Source organism: Halomonas sp. LBP4 (assembly GCF_003202205.1).
Taxonomy (GTDB): domain Bacteria; phylum Pseudomonadota; class Gammaproteobacteria; order Pseudomonadales; family Halomonadaceae; genus Halomonas; species Halomonas flagellata.
This window is the reverse complement of record NZ_PDOG01000001.1, coordinates 200,828-218,296: the sequence shown is the minus strand read 5'-3', so window position 1 is coordinate 218,296 and position 17,469 is coordinate 200,828. Positions and strand designations below refer to the sequence as shown.

The window sequence follows — 17,469 nt, the reverse complement described above, 5'->3', positions numbered from 1 at the left end:
GGAGGTCTTTCAGGGCCTGAGTTCCACCCGCAGCGGCTGGCGTTCGGCCTCCCAGCGTCCCGCATCCAGAGTGTTGCCCTCGGCGTCATGCACCAGGTAGCTGTGGTGACCGTGATGAGGCAGGGCGCGGCTCAGCCGCTCGAGACCCGGGGTGTCGTCGGCGCTGACCAGCCCGATCCGGGTGTCCGGCAGCGTCCACATGCGGGCATGGCCGGCCCGCGCCAGGGAATGCGGCGGGGTCGGCAACTCGCGTTCCTCCAGCCAGTCGGCCACCGCCGCCGTGGTGCCGATGACCAGCAGGGGGGCGTTGTCGGGTCGATCGCCCGTGACCGTCTCCGCCTCGCGGCCCAGTATCCGCCGACCCGGGGGGGTGAGGGTCTCGTCCAGCGCCAGCACCCGGGTCGCCGGGTCCAGGGTCAGGCCGCGCAGGATGGCGGGAGGCTCGCTCAGGCGGCGCAGCAGGTGGTGGTTGGGGTCTACGGTCAGGGCCGTCGGCGCCTGGTCGACCTCGAGCGAGAAGGTCGAGCGGTGACCGTTGAGCCGGATCGTGGCATGGACCGGCTCGCCCGTGGTCTCGATCACCACCGGCACCTCGAGCGGCCAGGGAGCGTGTTCGCCGCGCTGGACCAGCTCGCCGCCGACCCGGAAGCCGGCCCCGGCGGCCTCCAGCGTCACGTCGTCCAACATCAGCTCCGGTCGCCCGGGGCGGGTCAGCCAGGGGCTGAAGAAGTCCGTCAGGTCGTCGCCGGCGGCCGCCTCGAACGCCGCCTGGAGGTCCTGCCAGGCAGCGGTGCGGAACATCCTGTCGTCGGCGAGGCGGCGCAGCCCCGCGTCGAAGGCGTCGTCGCCGATCCGACGGCGCAGCATGTGGAAGACCATGGCGCCGTGCTGGTAGCCGATCAGTCGCCCCGCCGGGTCCGGGCCGCCGCGAAAGCTCGCCAGGGGACGCTCCTCGGTCACGGGCAGCGCCGCGAGATCGGCCAGCCAACGCCGCCGGGTCTCGTGCGCCTCGCCGCGTGCCTCGTCCAGGGCGTAGTCGGCCAGGTAGGTGGTCAGGGCCTCGGACCAGTTGCCGCTGGCCTCGTCGACGCCCACCCCGGCGCCCCACCAGGCGTGCATCAGCTCGTGGGCCAGCGAGGTGTGGGGAATGAAGGGCAGCGGAATGACCCGCTCGCCGAGCAGGGTGAAGCCGGGGAAGGCCAGCCCCACCGGCTCGGGGAAGGCGGCCAGGGTGAAGCTGTCGAGCGGGTAGGGGCCGAGGCGCCGCTGGAACATCGCCAGGTAGCGCGCCGTGTGCGCCAGGTAGGTGTCGGCGAAACGCGCATCGAGGGCGTCGGGAAAGAGGGTGCGCAGCCGGATGCTGTCGGCCTCGCGCTCCCGTGGCAGCCAGGGGCCGGCGGCGATCTCGATGTCGCGGGTGTGGGGGTGCGCGTAGCGCGAGGTCATGCCTTCGCCGTCCTCGCGCTCCTCGATCAGCGAGCCGGTAGCCACCGCGCGCTGGCCGTCGGGCAGGTGGATCGTCAGCGCGAGTGGGCCCGGCGGCAGGTCGTCGACCCGTGGGTACCAGCCGCCGCGGGTCGGCAGCAGGCTGCCCGTCGGCGACACGCGTAGCCGGGTCTCGGCCAGGCGCGCCGGCAGGGTGCCGCGCCAGTGGATCGTCACGTCGGTGGCTTCCTCGGGGGAGGTATCATCGGGCGGGGGCGGCAGCCGATAGTGCCCCGGCGTCGGCCGGGCCGGTACGACGGGGCGACCGCCGCGCTCCACCCCGGTCACTTCGAGGCCGTCCAGCAGGTGGAAGTCGCCGCCCGAACGCAACGCCTGTTGCATCTCGCCGCGCAGCTCGCGGCTGGCCGGGTCCAGCCACAGCGCCAGCGTGCGGGCCGGCTCGTCGGCCGTGGCATCGCCCCCGGCCATCACCAGCAGGACGAGGGCGATGCCGCCGGCGTGGCGTCGCAGGACCGGGATCATGGCGAGGGGGCCGGGAAACGGGCGAGGAGCTCCTGCACCCGGCCGTCGCGCCGCACCTCCAGCGGCAGCAGGGTGCCGGTCACCATGCGCTGTATCAGCCGGGTGAGGTCCCCCGGGGCGCTCATGGGGCGGCCGGCCGCGCGCACGATGACGTCGCCTTCCCGCAAGCCGGCCTCGGCGGCCACGGAGTCCGGCCCGACGCCGTGGATCGCCACGCCCTCGGCGTGCTCGCCGATCAGCACCCCCAGGCGCAGGGTCGCGGGTGGTTCATGGGGAGATTCGTCCCCCAGCAGGTAGTAGGCATCGGCCAGGCCCGGCTCGACTGGCCGGCAAGCGGCGTCCGGCGTCACCGGCAGCAGGGTGCTGTGGTCGCCGAGGCCCAGGTCGTCGAGCTGGTGCGGCACGCCGTGGCCGTGGGTGAGGTGGCCCTGGCCGATCAGGCCCACCACCAGGGTGTCGTCGCCGCCGGCCTCGGCCAGGGCGGTGGCCATGGCCCGGTCCCAGACCAGTTGGGCGTCGATGAAGCGGACCAGGCCGTTATCATCGTCGCCGGGGTGGCGGGCGTACTCCTCGGCCAGGGATTCCCGGTAGGCCTCGGGCGGCGCCGCCGGTGGCGTGATGCCGAAGCGCTGCGCGTCGGGGACGGCGTCCCAGCCCTCGTCCACCAGTCGCCGGCGCAGCGCGTGGTCGACGTTCAGGGCCAGCAGCGGTATCCGTTGCATGCGGGCGAAATGCAGGATCGGGAAGTAGAGCGCCGGGTCGAAGCCCCAGGCGTCATGCCATTGGCTGGCCTCGAGGAAGCCGGCCTCGTCCAGTTCGCCGGCCACCCAGGCGTCCAGGGCCGGCTGGGCCTCGCGGGGCAGCATTTCCAGCCCGATCACCAGGCGGGGACGATGGGCGTACAGGCCGGCCAGGGTGTGCAGCTGCCAGCGATGGTGCGCCAGGCGATCGTGCTGTTCACCGAGCAGCACCACCTCACGTTCGGCCAGCTCGGCCATCAGGGTATCCGGGGAAACGGGGTCGCCGCCGTCCAGGTACCACTGGCCGGTCGCGGGACACTCGTCGGCGGTCGCCGGCGGCGCGAGCCAGGCCAGGGCGAGCGCGCCGCACAGGGCGAGGCGTCGGGCTCGGGAAAGTCGCGGCATGGCACCTCCTGTGGCGGCGGGGGACGGGGCGTTCGAGCTTACCCCAGGCGAAAAGAGGCCGCGATCGCGACGATCGCGGCCATGGCAGGGAAGGCGGTTGTCCTCCCGGCCCCGCTCGAGCCTGGGGTCAGAGCTGTCGGCTGATCTGCCCGTGCGGGATCTCGGCCATCAGGCGGTCGAACTCGCTGCCGCTCATGTGGACCAGGGTCTCGTGATCACCGGCCTCGAAATAGATGTCCGGCTGATGACGCAGCATCTCGTCGAGATAGACCTGCAGGCCATAGGCCTGCCCCACCGGCGTGGTGGCACCCGGGTCGCAATCGCTGAAGCGGCTCCGGACCTCGTCTTCCGAGGCGAGGTCGACCTTCTCGTGGAACAGCTGCGACAACTTGTCGAGATCCGCCTCGCAGTCGCTCGGCACCACGGCGACATGGTAGCCGGAATCACCGTGCAGCATGACCGCCTTGGCCAGCTGACTGCCGGCGACATGGGCCTGTTGGGCGATACGACTGGTCGTCACTTCCCTCGGGTGAGTGACCTCCTCGAAGTCGATATCACAGGCCCGGAGGTACTCGCGTATCGTCATCGGCATGGCCATGACATTTCCTCCTTCGGCCGCGAGGGCCGAAAACGACGGAATTGAAGATGCCTCCCTTCGTGTTGAACTCCCCATCTCCAGCATAGCTCCGATGGACTGCGGTGGCATCGGGGCGAACCGGCCATACTCGGGCCGGCGCGAAGGCGCTATCATCGGCCGGTGGGGCAGGGGCGGCGGCTGACGCTGCAAGGCGTCGAGCCGCGGGCCGACGGCGAGTGATCGGACAGCCAGGGAGGTGGCGAGTGCAGGGAAGGGTGGTCATGGCCCGGTTGTGGGCGACCCCGCGGTTGCCGGCGGGGCAGGGGCGGATCGAGGCGATCGATCTGGCCCGCGGCGTGGCCATCGCGCTGATGATCCTCAGCCATGCGGTCAGCGGGCTGCTGGGCATCCGCCAGGTGCCCGACTGGGGCATGGTGCCGATCCATCTGCTCACCAAGTTCTCCTCGTCGCTGTTCATCACGGTGTTCGGCATCGCCCTGGCGGTGGCCTTCCTGCCGAAGACCGATGCCCCGGACTGGCCGCGCCGGCGCCTCAAGCTGATGCTGCGCGGGCTCGAGGTGCTGTTCTGGTACAAGGTGCTCACCGTCGTCGAGATGCTGCCGCTCTACGCGGCCCCGGACATCCTCGACACCCTGCTCTACCAGCGTTTCCCGATCTGGGTCGAGATTCTCGGCTTCTATGCCATTGCGTTGCTGTGGTTGCCCTGGGTCCTGCCGCTGTGGCGGCGGTTGCCGCTCTGGGCCCGGTGCGCCGGCCCACTGCTGGTTGCGCTGGTGGCGGGCTGGCTGGAGCGTCACTTCGACTTCTGGGGCATCGAGCCGCTCAAGGCGATCCTGGTCGAGGACGCGGACCACTACGCCTGGGGCCAGCTCTCGCGGTTGCCGCTGGTGATGGTCGGTCTGCTGATCGGCGAGGCCGTGCTGTGCTGCTACCGGCGGCCGCCGGCCAGGCGCCGCCTGGCGCTGGTGCTCGCCGCCGCGGGAGCCGTCATGCTGCTGGGGTTCGTGGCGATATCGCTGCCCGGCCTCGACGAGGCGCTGGTGGCGGTGGCCTGGAACGTCGGCAAGCACCCGCCGGCGCTCGCCTTCATGCTGTTCAGCCTCGGCGGCGCCCTGGTGATCCTGGCGCTCTGCCTGCTCGGTGGCGAACGCGGGGCGGCCGCCCTCGGGCCGATTACCACCATCGGCTCCGATGCGCTCATGGCCTTCATCTTCCATATCGTGGTGATCTTCCTGGGCTTCCGCTTCCTGTTCGAGGCCTGGCAGGTCTACGCCTATCCGCAGGTACTGGGCATCGGCCTGGCACTGATCCTGGCCACCGCGGGCTGGATCGCCCTGACCCGCTGGATCCGGGAGCGGAAATGATGCGCACGCTCGTCCTGGGCCTCGCCCTGATGGTGCTGCCGCTCCCGGCCCTGGCCGATCCCCCCTGGGCGGCACGGCTCGAGGCGAGGCTGGCGGCCCTGGAGACCGGGTTCGACGGCGAACTGGGGGTCATGGTCCGGCCGCTCGGCGGCGGTGAGCGCTTCGGCTGGCGGGCCGGCGAGTCCTGGTACCTGGCGTCGCTGATCAAGGTGCCGGTGGCCATCGAGCTGATGGCACGGGTCGAAGCGGGAGAGATGGCGCTGGACGAGCGGCTGGTGCTCCACGAGAGCGACTACGTCGACGGTGCCGGACCCACCAACTGGGCGCCCCCCGGGGCCGAGCTGAGCCTTCACGAACTGCTCGTGGCGATGCTCACCGTCAGCGACAACACCGCCGCCGACATGCTGATCCACCGCCTCGGCCTCGCGGCGGTCAACCGGCGCGCCCGGCGCCTGGCCGGGGGCGAGGGGCTGGGGCCGATCACCACCCTGCTGGACGTGCGCCGCCAGGTCTACGGGCGGCTGCATCCGGCGGCACGGGCCTTGGGCGGCATGGACTTCATCGAACTGCAGAAACGCCACAGCGATGCCGCCCGCCTCGACTGGCTGACCGGGCGCCTCGGGATCCCGCCCGGCGCGCTGCGGCTGACCTCGCTGGAGGCCGCCTTCGATGCCTACTACGCAACCGATCTCAACAGCGGCCGGCTCGATGCCGTCGCCGAGCTGCTCGCCGCGCTGGGCGAGGGCAGGGCGCTGGGGCCGGCGGCCAGCGCCCGGCTGCTGGCGGTGATGGAGCGTACCACCAGCGGCGACCGGCGCCTCAAGGCGGGCTTCGGTCCGGGGGTGCGCTTCGCCCACAAGACCGGTACCCAGCGCCGACGTAGCTGCGATGCCGGCATCGCGACCCTGGGCGAAGGCGCCGACAGCCGCCGGGTGGTGATCGTCGCCTGCACCCGGGGCGAGGCGGATGTCGAGCGTTCGGAACGCCTCCTGGCCGCGATCGGCCGGGCGATGCGCGAGGTCGGGCTGCTGGAGCCCTGACGCCCGTCGCCAGGGGCTTCCTTCTTAGTCGAAGGTATAAGTCGCTCGGGCGGCATTCTCGTTGACAGCCACCGGAACTCGGCCTAGTCTCACCAGTGGTTGTTACCGGTAACATAAAAAGCATGACGCCTGGGGAAAGTTCACGGCGACATCCTGCCGGTTTCGACGCTTTCTGCTGAACGAGACGCTTGCAGCAGCGCACGATCCCAACAACGTACAACCCACTTTGGAGACACACGCCATGACAGCCATCTGGCGCAGCACGCTCACCCTGGCCGGCGCGGCCACCCTGTCCCTGGGCATCGCCCAGGCCCAGACCCCGGACCTCTCGGACCCGCCCGCCATCGAGGGCGACACCGTCGCCGACCACGGTAGCCACACCATCCGCATGGGCATCGGCCTGGCCGAGTCCTCGCCGCAGTACCTCTCCAGCCAGTACTTCGCCGATATTCTCGACCAGCGCACGGACGGTCGCCTCACCGTCAACATCTTCCCCAACAGCCAGCTGGGCGACGACGTGCAGATGATGGAGATGCTCCAGACCGGCACCCTGGACATGACCTATCCCTCCACCTCACCGGCCACCACCTACGTGCCGGAGCTGGCGGCCTTCGACCTGCCGTTCCTGCTGCCGACCCGCGAGGCGGCCGTCGCGGTGATGCAGAGCGACGTCGCCCAGTCCATGCTCGACGCCTTCGACGGCACCGGCATCAAGGCACTGGCCTTCTCCGAGAACGGCTACCGCCAGCTCTCCAACAGCGCCCGTCCGGTCGCGTCGCCGGAAGACGTCGCCGGCCTGGATGTCAGCGGCCTGACCATCCGCACCATGGAGAACCCGGTGCACCTCGCGATCTGGCAGACGCTCGGCGCCAACCCCACGCCGATGGCCTTCGGCGAGCTGTTCTCGGCCATGGAGCAGGGCGTGGTCGATGGCCAGGAGAACCCCTGGAGCACCATCCTCACCTCCAACTTCCATGAGGTGCAGGACTACGGCTCCGAGACCCGTCACGTCTACACGCCCTTCATCCTGATGATGTCCGAGCGCACCTGGGACGGCCTCGCGCCGGAATACCAGGCACTGGTGCAGGAAGCCGCCCGCCAGTCGGCCGAGTACGAGATCCAGCTGGCCACCGAGTATGACGACTGGTCGCGCGAGCAGCTCGAGGAGCGTGGCATGCAGATCACCCGCCTCGACGACGAGCAGATCGCCGCCTTCCAGGAGGCCGTGCAGCCGGTCTACGACGAGTGGGCGCCGCGCATCGGCGAAGACCTGATCGCCGAGATCCAGGCGATCGTCGAAGAGACCGCCAACGACTGATCCCTTCCTTCTACTGACCGGGCAGCGGCAGGGGGCATCGGCCCCTTGTCCTGTCGCAGGAGCGTCGCATGTCAACGTCCACTCCCCCGCCCGTCGATCCCGGCGTGTTTCTCGACGACCCCAATCGCGAGCCCCTCGAGCTCGACATCGAGGCGCGCAAGGGGCCGGCGGTCTTCCGCTGGCTGACCGTGATCATGGAGCAGCTGATCGCCGCCATCCTGGTCGCGCTGATCGTCTCGGTCTCGGCCAACGTCATCGGCCGCTCGCTGCTCAACCGCTCGCTGCCCTGGGCAGACGAACTGGCGCGGATGCTGTTCATCTGGCTGATCTTTCTCGGGGCCGCGGCGGCCTTTGCCCGCTTCGAGCACATCGCCGTGGACTTCCTGGTGCGCAAGCTCCAGCCGCGCGGGGCCCATCTGCTCTACATGCTGCAGAACCTGATCATCACCGTCCTGATGGGCATCGTCGTCTGGGGCGGCTACCTGGTGATGTCCCGTTCCACTGGGCGCACCGCCATCCTCGGCGTGCCCTGGAACCTGATCAATGTCTCGCTGGTGCTCTGCGCCGGCTTCATTGCGGCCGTGGCACTGTGGCGTGCCTGGCAGTGCGTGCGGTTGATCCGCGACCCGTCATCTCCTGCATACCGCGGAGGGCACTGAGCCATGTTGTGGATCTTCCTCGCCATCCTGTTTGCCTCCATCACCATCGGCCTGCCGATCGCCTTCGGCCTCGGCGTCGCGGCGGTGGTCATGGCGGTCATGTCCGATATCCCGCTGTCGATCCTGATCGAGCAGTCGATCCGCGGGGTCAACAACTTCCCGCTGCTGGCGATTCCGTTCTTCATCCTGGTCGGCGAGGTGATGAGCGCCGGCGGCATCGCCCGGCGGCTGATGGACCTGGCCGGGGCGCTGGTCGGCTTCGTGCGCGGCGGCCTGGGCCAGGTGGCGATCACCGGCTCGATGTTCTTCGGCGGCATCAGCGGCTCGGCGGTGGCCGACACCGCCGCCACCGGGGCGATGATGATCCCCTCGATGAAGCAGCAGGGCTATTCCGGCCCCCATGCCACCGCGATCAACACGGTCTCCTCGGTGATCGGCATCATCATCCCGCCGTCGATCCCGCTGATCCTGTTCGGCATCGTCACCGAGACCTCGATCAGCCGGCTGTTCATCGCCGGCATCGTGCCGGGGCTGCTGATCGGTTTCGGCCTGATGGTCACCACCTTCATCATGGCCAGCCTCGAGCACGCCGGGCAGACGCGGAAGTTCCGCCTCGACCTGCTGTGGCAGGCCTTCAAGGCCGCCTGGCTGGCCCTGGTGCTGCCGGTGATCGTGATCGGCGGCATCATCGGCGGGGTGTTCACCGCCACCGAGGCCGCGGTGGCGGCGCTGCTCTACTCGCTGGCCATCTCGCTGCTGGTCTACCGCGAGTTCCGCCTGCGCGACCTCTGGGGCATGCTGATCCGCACCGCGCGCCTGACCGGCATGGTGCTGCTGCTGCTGGCCTTCGCCACGGTGATCGCCTGGTTCCTGACCATCAACATGGTGCCCCAGACCCTGGTGCGCCAGGTGCAGGCGATCACCCAGGAGCCGTTCTGGCTGCTGATGATCGTCGCCGGCCTGCTGCTGCTGGTGGGCTTCGTGATGGACCTGACCCCGGCCATGGTGATCATGGCCCCGATGCTGACGCCGATCGTCACCTCGGTGGGGGTCGACCCGGCCTACTTCGGTGTGCTGATGGCCTTCATCCTCGGCATCGGCCTGCTGACGCCGCCGGTGGGCACCTGCCTCTACGTCGGCTGCGGGGTGGGCAAGGTGTCGATGGAGGCGCTGGTCAAGGCGATGCTGCCCTACTATGCGGCGTTGCTGGTGGTGCTGGTGGTACTGATCGCCTTCCCGGCCATCGTCACCTGGCTGCCCGACCTCACCGCCGTGCGCGGCAACTGACGACAGGGTGTTCATGTGAAGGATTCCACCTACCGTATCCTGGTGATGGGCGTATCGGGCTCGGGGAAGTCCCTCGTCGGCCGCCTGCTGGCCAGCCGGCTGGGCGCCGATTTCATCGATGGCGACGACCACCACTCACCGGCCAGCATCGACAAGATGGCCAACGGCATCCCCCTGGACGATGCGGATCGCGGCGAGTGGCTCGCGACCCTGGCGGGCTTCTTCGCCGACTACCGGCGCCGCGAGGCGTCGGTGGTGATCGCCTGCTCGGCGCTGAAGCATCGCTACCGGGACACCCTGCGCGAGGGCGACGGCGGTCTCGCCATCCTGTTTCTCGAGGGCGATCGCGAGCAGCTTCGCCAGCGGCTGGGAAGCCGGGAAGAGCACTTCTTCAGGGGCGACGCCATGCTCGACAGCCAGCTCGGCGACCTCGAGCCTCCCGGTCGTGATGAAGCCGTCGTCGTGGATATCGGCCAGCCGCCGGAGCAGATCGTCGATGCCTTCCTGGCGGCCCTGGAGCGGCGCTGACGGCGGCACGGGGTGTCGACCGGCACATGAATCGTCGCGGAAAGTTGGCTATGGTGGTCGGCTTTCCAGACACTTCTCCATCGAGCGGGGCACCGGATGCCGTGAAGAAGAGACGACCGACCCTCCAGGACATCGCCGACCGGGTGGGGGCGACGAAGATGACCGTCAGCCGCTGCCTGCGCAACCCCGAATCGGTGTCCGAGGGGCTGCGGGAGCGTATCTTCACCGCGGCCGAGCAGGTCGGCTACATCCCCAACCGGGCGCCGGACCTGTTGTCCAAGGCCACCAGCCGCTCGATCGGCGTGCTGGTGCCGTCCCTGACCAACCAGGTGTTCGCCGATGTCATCGTCGGGATCGAGACGGTGACCGAGCCGGCCGGCTACCACCTGATGCTCACCCACTATGGCTACAGCCCGGAGTTGGAGGAGCGCAGCCTGGCCTCGCTGCTCTCGTACAACGTCGACGGGGTGATCCTCTCCGACAGCCGTCACACGCCACGCAGCTGCCGCATGCTGGAGACGGCCGGCATTCCCTCGGTGGAGATCATGGATACCCACCTGCCGCCGATCCACCAGGCGGTCGGCTACGATAACGTGGCCGCCGCCCGCGACATGGTCGCGGAGATGATCGGCCGCGGCCGTCGCCACATCCTCTACCTGGCGGTGCGCCTCGACGAGCGCACCCGCCAGCGCGAACTGGGCTACCGCCAGGCCATGGAGGCCCATGGCCTGGCGCCCCTGACCCTGCAGCGGACCCAGCGCTCCTCCTACAGCGTGGGGGCCGCGCTGCTGGCGGAGATCCTCGCCGAGCACCCCGAGACCGACGGCATCTTCTGCACCAACGACGACGTGGCCGTGGGCGCCTACTTCGAATGCCTGCGGCGGGGCGTCCCGGTCCCCGGGCAACTGGCCATCGCCGGCTTCCATGGCCACGACGTGGGCCAGGTGATGTCGCAGCGGCTGGCCAGCGTGGTCACCCCGCGCGAGGCGATTGGTGAGCGCGCCGCCCGCGAGCTGCTGGCGCGCATCCGCGGCGAGGCCCCGGGCGACCCCGTCATCGATCTGGGGTATCGCATCGAGATCGGCGCTACACTCTAGCCGGCTTTAGATATGCGCTCTGGCGATGAGTCCGCTAGTCTGTCGCCATTAGCAAGTGGCGCCCGACACGGTAGGCTATAGGCAGGGCAATCGCCGTTACCCAAAGCGAGAGGCGCCGGGGACAGGTCGAAGAGGGGGTCCGATTCCAGGGATGGAATCGGTAGCGCCCAGGGAGGGGTTCACAGCGCCCCCTCGCCGACCTGTCGCCGGATCAGCCTCGAGTGTTACCGCCATCAGCGATAGCCCTGAGGTTATAGGGAATGCGCTTGACGACGCGTCCCGCCGGGGTCAGTCGTTCTGCACACATCACACAAGGAGTGCTCATATGTCGTTTGCTCGCCGTCTCCCGTCGTTGCTTTTCCTGACGGTGCTGCTGGGGCTGTTCGCCGTGCCGGCGGCGGCGGAGTCCGGCCGTCTGAAACTGGTGGCGACGACCGGCATGATCACCGATGCCCTGCGCCAGGTCGGCGGCGAGCAGGTCGAGGTGCAGGGCCTGATGGGCGAGGGCGTCGACCCCCACCTCTATCGCCAGACGCGCCGCGACGTCACCGCCATGACACGGGCCGACGCGGTGTTCTGGAACGGGCTCTACCTGGAGGCGCAGCTGGAGGAGTTTCTCGACCGCCTGGGCAAGCGCAAGCCGGTGTTCGCCGTGGGCGAGGCGGTGCCGGAAGAGGCACGCCGGGCCGATGAGGTGTACCCCGACCAGTCCGACCCCCACGTGTGGATGGATCCCGGCCGCTGGCGGTACGCGGTGCTGGCCATCCGCGACGCCCTGAGCGAGCTCGCCCCCGAGCACGCCGAGGCCTTCGCGCGGCAGGCCGACGCCTACCTGGAGGAGCTCGAGGCGCAGGACGCCTATGCCCGCGAGGTGCTCGCCAGTGTGCCGGAGGAAGCCCGCGTGCTGGTGACGGCCCACGACGCCTTCGGCTACTTCGGCGAGGCCTACGGGTTCGAGGTGCTGGGGATCCAGGGCTTCTCCACCGAGAGCGAGGCCGGCCTGGCGCGGATCGAGTCGATGGTGAACGTGCTGGTGGAGCGGGGGATCGGTGCCATCTTCATCGAGTCATCGGTCTCGGACCGCAACATCCGTGCGCTGATCGAGGGGGCGGCGGCCAAGGGGCACGAGGTACGCATCGGCGGCGAGCTCTTCTCCGACGCCATGGGCGCCAGGGGAACCTACGAGGGCACCTGGCTCGGCATGATCGACCACAATGTCACCGTGATTGCCCAGGCGCTGGGTGGCGAGGTGCCCGAGGGAGGCCGCCTGAGACGTCTCGCCTGGGCGGGGGGGACACCGTGAACCGTGCCACGAGGGTCAGCGAGGAGGTCGCGGCGAGCCCCCTGGCGGTCCAGGGCCTGACCGTCAGCTATGACCACCGTCCGGTGGTCTATTCGGTGGACTACGTCACGCCGCCGGGCAGCATGACGGCCATCGTCGGACCCAACGGTGCCGGCAAGTCGACCCTGCTCAAGGCGGCGATGGGCATCACCCGGCGGCTGACCGGCGACGTGCGCGTCTTCGGCCAGCCCATCGAGCGGATGTCGCGGCACATTGCCTATGTGCCGCAACGCAACAGCATCGACTGGGACTTCCCGGCCACGGTGATCGACGTGGTCACCATGGGGCTGTTTCGCAACCTGCGCTGGTGGCAGTTCACTCGCCGGCATCACCGCGAGCAGGCCATGGAGAGCCTGGCCCGGGTCGGCATGGAGGCCTTCGCCGAGCGGCAGATCGGTCAGCTCTCCGGCGGTCAGCAGCAGCGGGTGTTCCTGGCCCGGGCGCTGACCCAGCAGGCCGAGCTGACCATCCTCGACGAACCCTTCGCCGGCGTGGATGCGGCCACCGAGAAGGCCATCGTCGAGGTGCTCAAGCGGCTGCGCGAGGAGGGCAGGACCCTGCTCTGCGTGCACCACGACCTCGCCACGGTGCGCGACTACTTCGACCAGGTGCTGCTGCTCAACGTGCGCCGCATCGCCGCGGGGCCCGTCGAGGAGGTGTTCACCGAGCGCCACCTCCAGGCGACCTACGGCGGTCGCCTGAGTACCGTCCAGCTGGCGCGGCTGGTCGACGATCAGGTCCCCGTGACGCTGGGGAGCGCGTGATGGAGATCTGGTGGCGCGCCCTGACCTTCACGCTGGGCTACAACACCAGCCTGGTGACCGTCGGCAGCATGCTGCTCGGCGCTGCCGGGGGCATGATCGGCAGCTTCGTGCTGCTGCGCAAGCGCTCGCTGGTCAGCGATGCGATCAGCCACGCGACCCTGCCGGGGCTCGCCCTGGCCTTCATCCTCGCCGGCCTGTGGCAGGGCGACGGTCGCTGGCTGCCGGGGCTGCTGCTCGGTGCCGCCCTGAGTGCCGCCGTGGGGCTCTGGGCGGTACAGACGATCAGCGCGCGGACCCGGCTCGGCGAGGATGCCGCCATCGGGGCGATCCTCTCGTCGTTCTTTGCCTTCGGGGTGGTGCTGATCACCGTCATCCAGTCGATGCAGGTGACCGGCCAGGCGGGCCTGACCGGCTACCTGGTCGGTGCCACCGCCGGCATGCTGGCCGCGGAGGCACAGTTGATCGCGCTCTGTGCCCTCGGCCTGCTGCTGGCGATCTTCGTGATGCGTCGCAGTTTCCTGCTGGTCTGCTTCGACGCGGAGTTCGCCCGTACCCAGGGGGTGAGCACCGGGCGGGTCGACCTGCTGATGCTGCTGCTGCTGATGGCGGTGGTGGTGATCGGGCTCAAGGTCACCGGGCTGATCCTGATCGTGGCGCTGGCCATCATCCCGCCGGTCACCGCACGCTTCTGGACCGACCGTCCGTTGCGCATGGTGGCGCTGGCCGCGCTGCTGGGGGCGGCGGCCGGCTATCTCGGCGTGACGCTCTCCAGCGTCCAGGAAGGCTTGCCGACCGGGCCCTTGATCGTGCTGGCCGCCTTTGCGCTGTTCATGGTCTCCTTCCTGTTCTCGCCGTGGCGCGGTGTGCTCGCCGCGCTGCTGGCCTATCAGCGCTTCCGTCGCCGGGTCCACGTGCGCCAGGGCCTGCTTGCGCTGGCCCGGGAGGAGTCGATCTTCGACAACCTGACCCTGAAGCTGCTGCAGCGCCAGGGGTATATCCGCCGCGACGGCGTGGCGACCCTCCCGGGGCGCGCCGCCGCGCGCGATGCCGAGCATGAGGAGCGCCTCTGGGCGCTCTACCGCGAGCGCCACCCGGATGATGCCCTGCAGCAGGAGCACTCCGGTTTGACGCCCCTCGCGCAGGTGCTCTCGCCGGATGCGATCATGGCGCTGGAGGCCCAGTTGCCGCCGAAACCGGAGGGTGGGCGATGAGCGATTTCATGATGTTCAGCCTGGTGCCGCTGACGGTGGCGGTGGTCATCAGCATGACCTGTGCGCTGCTGGGCAATTTCCTGGTGCTGCGCCGCCAGAGCCTGATCGGCGATGCCATCAGCCACGTGGCATTGCCCGGCATCGTGGTCAGCTTCCTGCTCACCGGCACCCTCGCCTCCACGGCGATGATGCTGGGGGCCGGGGCCTCGGCACTGGGCACGGTGGCGATGATCGAGCTGATCCGCCGGCTCGGCCGGGTGGAGATCAGCGCGGCCATGGGCGTGACCTTCACCAGCCTGTTCGCCGTGGGCGTGCTGCTGCTGGAGTGGCACCAGGCCAGCGGGGTGCACCTGGACGTGGAGCATGCCCTCTACGGCAACCTGGAGAGCCTGATCTGGTTCGACGGCACCGGGCCGGCCGCGCTGTTCGACCCCGTGGCCCTGGCGGACCTGCCGCCGCAGCTGGCCAGGGTCGTCTGGGTGGGGCTGGTGGTGGCGGCTTTCGTGGTGGTGTTCCGCCGTCAGCTGATCCTCGGCAGCTTCGACCCGGACTTCGCCGCCAGCGTCCGGTCGTATCCCGCCCTGGTCGACCTGCTGCTGGTGACCATGGTGGCGGTGGCGGCCATCGCCGCCTTCGAGGCGGTGGGCTCGATCATCGTCATCGCCATGTTCATCTGCCCGGCCGCTGCGGCGCGGCTGATGACCAATCGACTCCGCGCCCAGATCGCGTGGAGCCAGCTCTTCGCCGTGGTCTCGGCGGTGCTTGGCTACCTGCTGGCGGGGCAAGGCCTCGGCTGGCTGGGCTTCGATGTCTCGGTGAGCGCCGCCGGCACGATCGCCACCCTGGCCGGGGTGATCCTGCTGCTGGCCTGCCTGTGGGGGCCGCACCGGCACCGCACCGGTGTCGCGGCATCACCCTGACGGGGGGCGGCCGAGGTTGCCGCCGGTGATCACCACCACGATGTCGTCGCGGCCGCAGTCTCCGCCAAATGCCGGCAACCAACTCCCAACCTGATGATTTTCCGAAAATATATCTGGAAATTCCTCAGGATCAGAGGGTTCGCCAGGGCCGCGGGGGTGGCTCGTGCAGGGCCTCGGCAACGATCTCCAGCGCCCGGGCCAGGGCCTCGCGGGAGGCGGCGGCACTGAGGCAGAGGCGCAGCGCCTGGGGCGCCGGTTCGCTGCCCACGCAGAAGGGCTCGGCGCTGTTCAGGCGGACCCCGCGCTGCTCGAGCACCTCCAGCAATTCGGCGCTGCGCAGCTCGCCCGTCAACGGCAGCCAGAGATTGGCGCCGTGGTCGCGCCCGCGGGGCGAGAAGGCCGCGAGTCGCTCGTGGGCGAGCCGCTGACGTGCACCGAGCTCCTCGGTCTGCCAGGCCAGCAGCCGATCGCCCTCGTCGCTGGCCGCCCAGCGACAGACCGCCTCCACCATCAGCGGCGGCACCATCCAGCTCTGGGCGCGCAGGGCGGTGCAGAGCCGGTCCTGCAGCGGCTCCGGCACCGCGAGGGTGCCGATGCGCAGGCCGCCGGCGAGCACCTTGGAGGTGCTGAAGATGAACAGGGTGCGCTCCGGCGCCAGCCGGTGGAGCGGCGTGCCCCGTTCGGCCTCGGGCAGGTACTGGACGCCGTCCTCGAGGATCCAGAAGTCGTGGCGGCGAGCCAGCTCGGCCAGCCGCTCGCGCTTCGCCTCGCTCAGTACCGCTGCGGTGGGATTGTTCTGGTCCGGGGTGACGTAGACCAGCCGCGGCGGCTGCTGGGCACAGAGCCTGGCCAGGGCGTCGAGGTCCATCCCCAACTCGGTGAGCGGCACGCCGAGCACCTTGAGGTGCGCCTGACGGGCCGCGCCAATCAGCCCGGGGTAGGTGAGGGCATCGGCGGCGATGCGCTCGCCGGGGCGGGTCAGCGCCTGGAGCGCCAGGCTGATGCCGTGCTGGCCGCCCTGGGTCACCAGCAGGGCGGCCGGGTCCGTCGCCATGCCCAGGCGGGTCATCCAGGCGGCCAGCTGCTCGCGATGGGCCGGCACGCCACGCTCGGACTGGTACTCCACCGCACGCTGCAGCAGCTCGGCATCGGCGGCGATGCCGCGCAGCGCCCGGCCCAGGGCGTCGGCCCGCAGTGGGTGGGGCGGCGGCAGGCTCAGGCTGAGGTCGATCATGCCGTCCTCGACCCGGCGGTCGGCCATGAAAGCGACCCTGCCGGGCGCCGTGTCATCCCGCACATAGGTGCCGCTGCCGACCCGGGCCTCGACCCAGCCCTGGCGTTCGGCCTCGGCGTAGGCGCGGGTCACGGTGCCGACGGTCACTCCCAGTTCGTCGGCGAGGCGCCGCTGGGGCGGCAGGCGCTCGCCGGGGGCGAGGTCGCCGGCGAGGATGGCGCCGGCGATGGCCTCGGCGATGCCGCGGTAGCGGGGCCCCTGGTCGGTCAGTTGCGGTGTCCAGATTGTCATGGTGACAATAAAACCTTTGACGCCGATATTGCACCCATTATGCTGAGGAATGTCCGCAATTCCAATCGATTCAATCAAAATTGTATGGGTTCAATGACATGGAAGCCTTGGCATTCCTCGGGCCGGCGGCCCTCTACATGATCTCGATGACCATCACCCCGGGGCCCAACAACGTGATGCTCACCGCCTCGGGCGCCAACTACGGGTTCCTGCGTACCCTGCCGCATATCTTCGGCATCCTGGGTGGCTGTTTCCTGCTCTTCGCCGGGATCGCCCTGGGCCTGGGGCTGGTGTTCGAGCGCTATCCGCTGGTGCAGACGGGGCTGCGCCTGGTGGGCAGCGCCTACCTGCTCTACCTGGCCTGGCGCATCGCCACGGCACCGCCCCCCGACCTGCGGCAGCGGGGCGAGGGGCGTCCCCTCAGCTTCTGGCAGGCGGCGGCCTTCCAGTTCGCCAATCCCAAGGCCTGGGTGATGGGGCTGGCGCTGATGGCGGGTTTCCTGCCCGCGGGCGGCGACACGGTGGTCAACGCCCTGCTGCTGGCGGCCTTCGCCGAGCTGGTGGCGCTGCCCTGCATCGCCATGTGGGCCGGCTTCGGCACCGCCATCGGCCGCTGGCTGAACAGCCCGCGGGCCTGGCGGATCTTCAACGGCGTGATGGGGGCACTCACCGCCGCCTGCGTGATCTTCATCCTCGGCTGAGT

The 17,469-nt window shown here is 69.8% G+C and carries 16 protein-coding genes; 12 read left to right on the top strand and 4 right to left on the bottom strand.

Annotated features, from left to right (window positions below; translation table 11 throughout):
- Positions 1–9: 9 nt before the first annotated feature.
- The 3 genes from CR157_RS01070 to CR157_RS01060 all read right to left on the bottom strand — a co-directional run bounded on the left by CR157_RS01070 (position 10) and on the right by CR157_RS01060 (position 3,711).
- Positions 10–1,968, bottom strand: a complete 1,959-nt coding sequence (locus CR157_RS01070; RefSeq protein WP_110281696.1) for a M1 family metallopeptidase — start codon at positions 1,966–1,968, stop codon at positions 10–12.
- Positions 1,965–3,113: a ChaN family lipoprotein gene (locus tag CR157_RS01065; protein WP_110281695.1), complete on the bottom strand. Its 1,149-nt coding sequence runs from the start codon at positions 3,111–3,113 to the stop codon at positions 1,965–1,967. Before CR157_RS01065 ends, CR157_RS01070 begins: the two co-directional genes overlap by 4 nt.
- Before the next feature lie 127 nt (positions 3,114–3,240).
- Positions 3,241–3,711 (bottom strand): aminoacyl-tRNA deacylase, encoded by a 471-nt coding sequence (locus CR157_RS01060; protein ID WP_110281694.1) that lies wholly within the window; start codon positions 3,709–3,711, stop codon positions 3,241–3,243.
- 260 nt (positions 3,712–3,971) lie between these two features.
- Here CR157_RS01060 and CR157_RS01055 point away from each other — a divergent pair, with 260 nt between their 5' ends.
- From CR157_RS01055 to CR157_RS01005, 11 genes are all read left to right on the top strand, one after another.
- On the top strand, positions 3,972–5,075 hold the full coding sequence (locus CR157_RS01055) for a heparan-alpha-glucosaminide N-acetyltransferase domain-containing protein (RefSeq protein WP_110281693.1): 1,104 nt from the start codon (positions 3,972–3,974) through the stop codon (positions 5,073–5,075).
- Positions 5,075–6,115 carry a serine hydrolase gene (locus tag CR157_RS01050; RefSeq protein ID WP_258364034.1) on the top strand — a complete coding sequence of 347 codons (1,041 nt, stop codon included), beginning with the start codon at positions 5,075–5,077 and terminating at the stop codon, positions 6,113–6,115. The genes CR157_RS01055 and CR157_RS01050 overlap by 1 nt, the downstream gene beginning before the upstream one ends.
- 241 nt (positions 6,116–6,356) lie before the next feature.
- Positions 6,357–7,433 (top strand): TRAP transporter substrate-binding protein, encoded by a 1,077-nt coding sequence (locus CR157_RS01045; protein WP_110281691.1) that lies wholly within the window; start codon positions 6,357–6,359, stop codon positions 7,431–7,433.
- Between the two features lie 68 nt (positions 7,434–7,501).
- Entirely contained in the window at positions 7,502–8,092 is a 591-nt protein-coding gene (locus CR157_RS01040) for a TRAP transporter small permease (protein WP_110281690.1), read from the top strand.
- 3 nt (positions 8,093–8,095) lie between these two features.
- Entirely contained in the window at positions 8,096–9,379 is a 1,284-nt protein-coding gene (locus CR157_RS01035) for a TRAP transporter large permease (protein WP_110281689.1), read from the top strand.
- A gap of 15 nt (positions 9,380–9,394) precedes the next feature.
- A complete protein-coding gene (locus CR157_RS01030) occupies positions 9,395–9,907 on the top strand; it encodes a gluconokinase (protein WP_258364033.1) in 513 nt (170 codons plus the stop codon).
- Between the two features lie 101 nt (positions 9,908–10,008).
- A complete protein-coding gene (gene gntR, locus CR157_RS01025; protein WP_110281688.1) occupies positions 10,009–11,004 on the top strand; it encodes a gluconate operon transcriptional repressor GntR in 996 nt (331 codons plus the stop codon).
- 325 nt (positions 11,005–11,329) lie between these two features.
- On the top strand, positions 11,330–12,307 hold the full coding sequence (locus tag CR157_RS01020; RefSeq protein WP_110281687.1) for a metal ABC transporter solute-binding protein, Zn/Mn family: 978 nt from the start codon (positions 11,330–11,332) through the stop codon (positions 12,305–12,307).
- Positions 12,304–13,110, top strand: a complete 807-nt coding sequence (locus CR157_RS01015; protein WP_240566735.1) for a metal ABC transporter ATP-binding protein — start codon at positions 12,304–12,306, stop codon at positions 13,108–13,110. The genes CR157_RS01020 and CR157_RS01015 overlap by 4 nt, the downstream gene beginning before the upstream one ends.
- Positions 13,110–14,321: a metal ABC transporter permease gene (locus tag CR157_RS01010; RefSeq protein ID WP_110281686.1), complete on the top strand. Its 1,212-nt coding sequence runs from the start codon at positions 13,110–13,112 to the stop codon at positions 14,319–14,321. Before CR157_RS01015 ends, CR157_RS01010 begins: the two co-directional genes overlap by 1 nt.
- The gene (locus tag CR157_RS01005) at positions 14,318–15,241 is read left to right on the top strand and encodes a metal ABC transporter permease (RefSeq protein WP_110281685.1); all 924 of its coding nucleotides are present in this window, start codon (positions 14,318–14,320) and stop codon (positions 15,239–15,241) included. The genes CR157_RS01010 and CR157_RS01005 overlap by 4 nt, the downstream gene beginning before the upstream one ends.
- Before the next feature lie 130 nt (positions 15,242–15,371).
- Here CR157_RS01005 and CR157_RS01000 read toward each other — a convergent pair whose 3' ends face one another.
- Positions 15,372–16,766 (bottom strand): aminotransferase-like domain-containing protein, encoded by a 1,395-nt coding sequence (locus CR157_RS01000; protein WP_110281684.1) that lies wholly within the window; start codon positions 16,764–16,766, stop codon positions 15,372–15,374.
- A 98-nt stretch (positions 16,767–16,864) separates the two neighbouring features.
- Here CR157_RS01000 and CR157_RS00995 point away from each other — a divergent pair, with 98 nt between their 5' ends.
- On the top strand, positions 16,865–17,467 hold the full coding sequence (locus CR157_RS00995) for a LysE family translocator (protein WP_110282777.1): 603 nt from the start codon (positions 16,865–16,867) through the stop codon (positions 17,465–17,467).
- Positions 17,468–17,469: the final 2 nt, after the last annotated feature.

Bases quoted from the DNA above. Each gene is read 5' to 3' on its own strand.
- CR157_RS01070 (WP_110281696.1), bottom strand. From the start codon at position 1,968: ATGATCCCGGTCCTGCGACGCCACGCCGGCGGCATCGCCCTCGTCCTG.
- CR157_RS01065 (WP_110281695.1), bottom strand. From the start codon at position 3,113: ATGCCGCGACTTTCCCGAGCCCGACGCCTCGCCCTGTGCGGCGCGCTC.
- CR157_RS01060 (WP_110281694.1), bottom strand. From the start codon at position 3,711: ATGGCCATGCCGATGACGATACGCGAGTACCTCCGGGCCTGTGATATC.
- CR157_RS01055 (WP_110281693.1), top strand. From the start codon at position 3,972: ATGGCCCGGTTGTGGGCGACCCCGCGGTTGCCGGCGGGGCAGGGGCGG.
- CR157_RS01050 (WP_258364034.1), top strand. From the start codon at position 5,075: ATGCGCACGCTCGTCCTGGGCCTCGCCCTGATGGTGCTGCCGCTCCCG.
- CR157_RS01045 (WP_110281691.1), top strand. From the start codon at position 6,357: ATGACAGCCATCTGGCGCAGCACGCTCACCCTGGCCGGCGCGGCCACC.
- CR157_RS01040 (WP_110281690.1), top strand. From the start codon at position 7,502: ATGTCAACGTCCACTCCCCCGCCCGTCGATCCCGGCGTGTTTCTCGAC.
- CR157_RS01035 (WP_110281689.1), top strand. From the start codon at position 8,096: ATGTTGTGGATCTTCCTCGCCATCCTGTTTGCCTCCATCACCATCGGC.
- CR157_RS01020 (WP_110281687.1), top strand. From the start codon at position 11,330: ATGTCGTTTGCTCGCCGTCTCCCGTCGTTGCTTTTCCTGACGGTGCTG.
- CR157_RS01010 (WP_110281686.1), top strand. From the start codon at position 13,110: ATGGAGATCTGGTGGCGCGCCCTGACCTTCACGCTGGGCTACAACACC.
- CR157_RS01005 (WP_110281685.1), top strand. From the start codon at position 14,318: ATGAGCGATTTCATGATGTTCAGCCTGGTGCCGCTGACGGTGGCGGTG.
- CR157_RS01000 (WP_110281684.1), bottom strand. From the start codon at position 16,766: ATGACAATCTGGACACCGCAACTGACCGACCAGGGGCCCCGCTACCGC.
- CR157_RS00995 (WP_110282777.1), top strand. From the start codon at position 16,865: ATGGAAGCCTTGGCATTCCTCGGGCCGGCGGCCCTCTACATGATCTCG.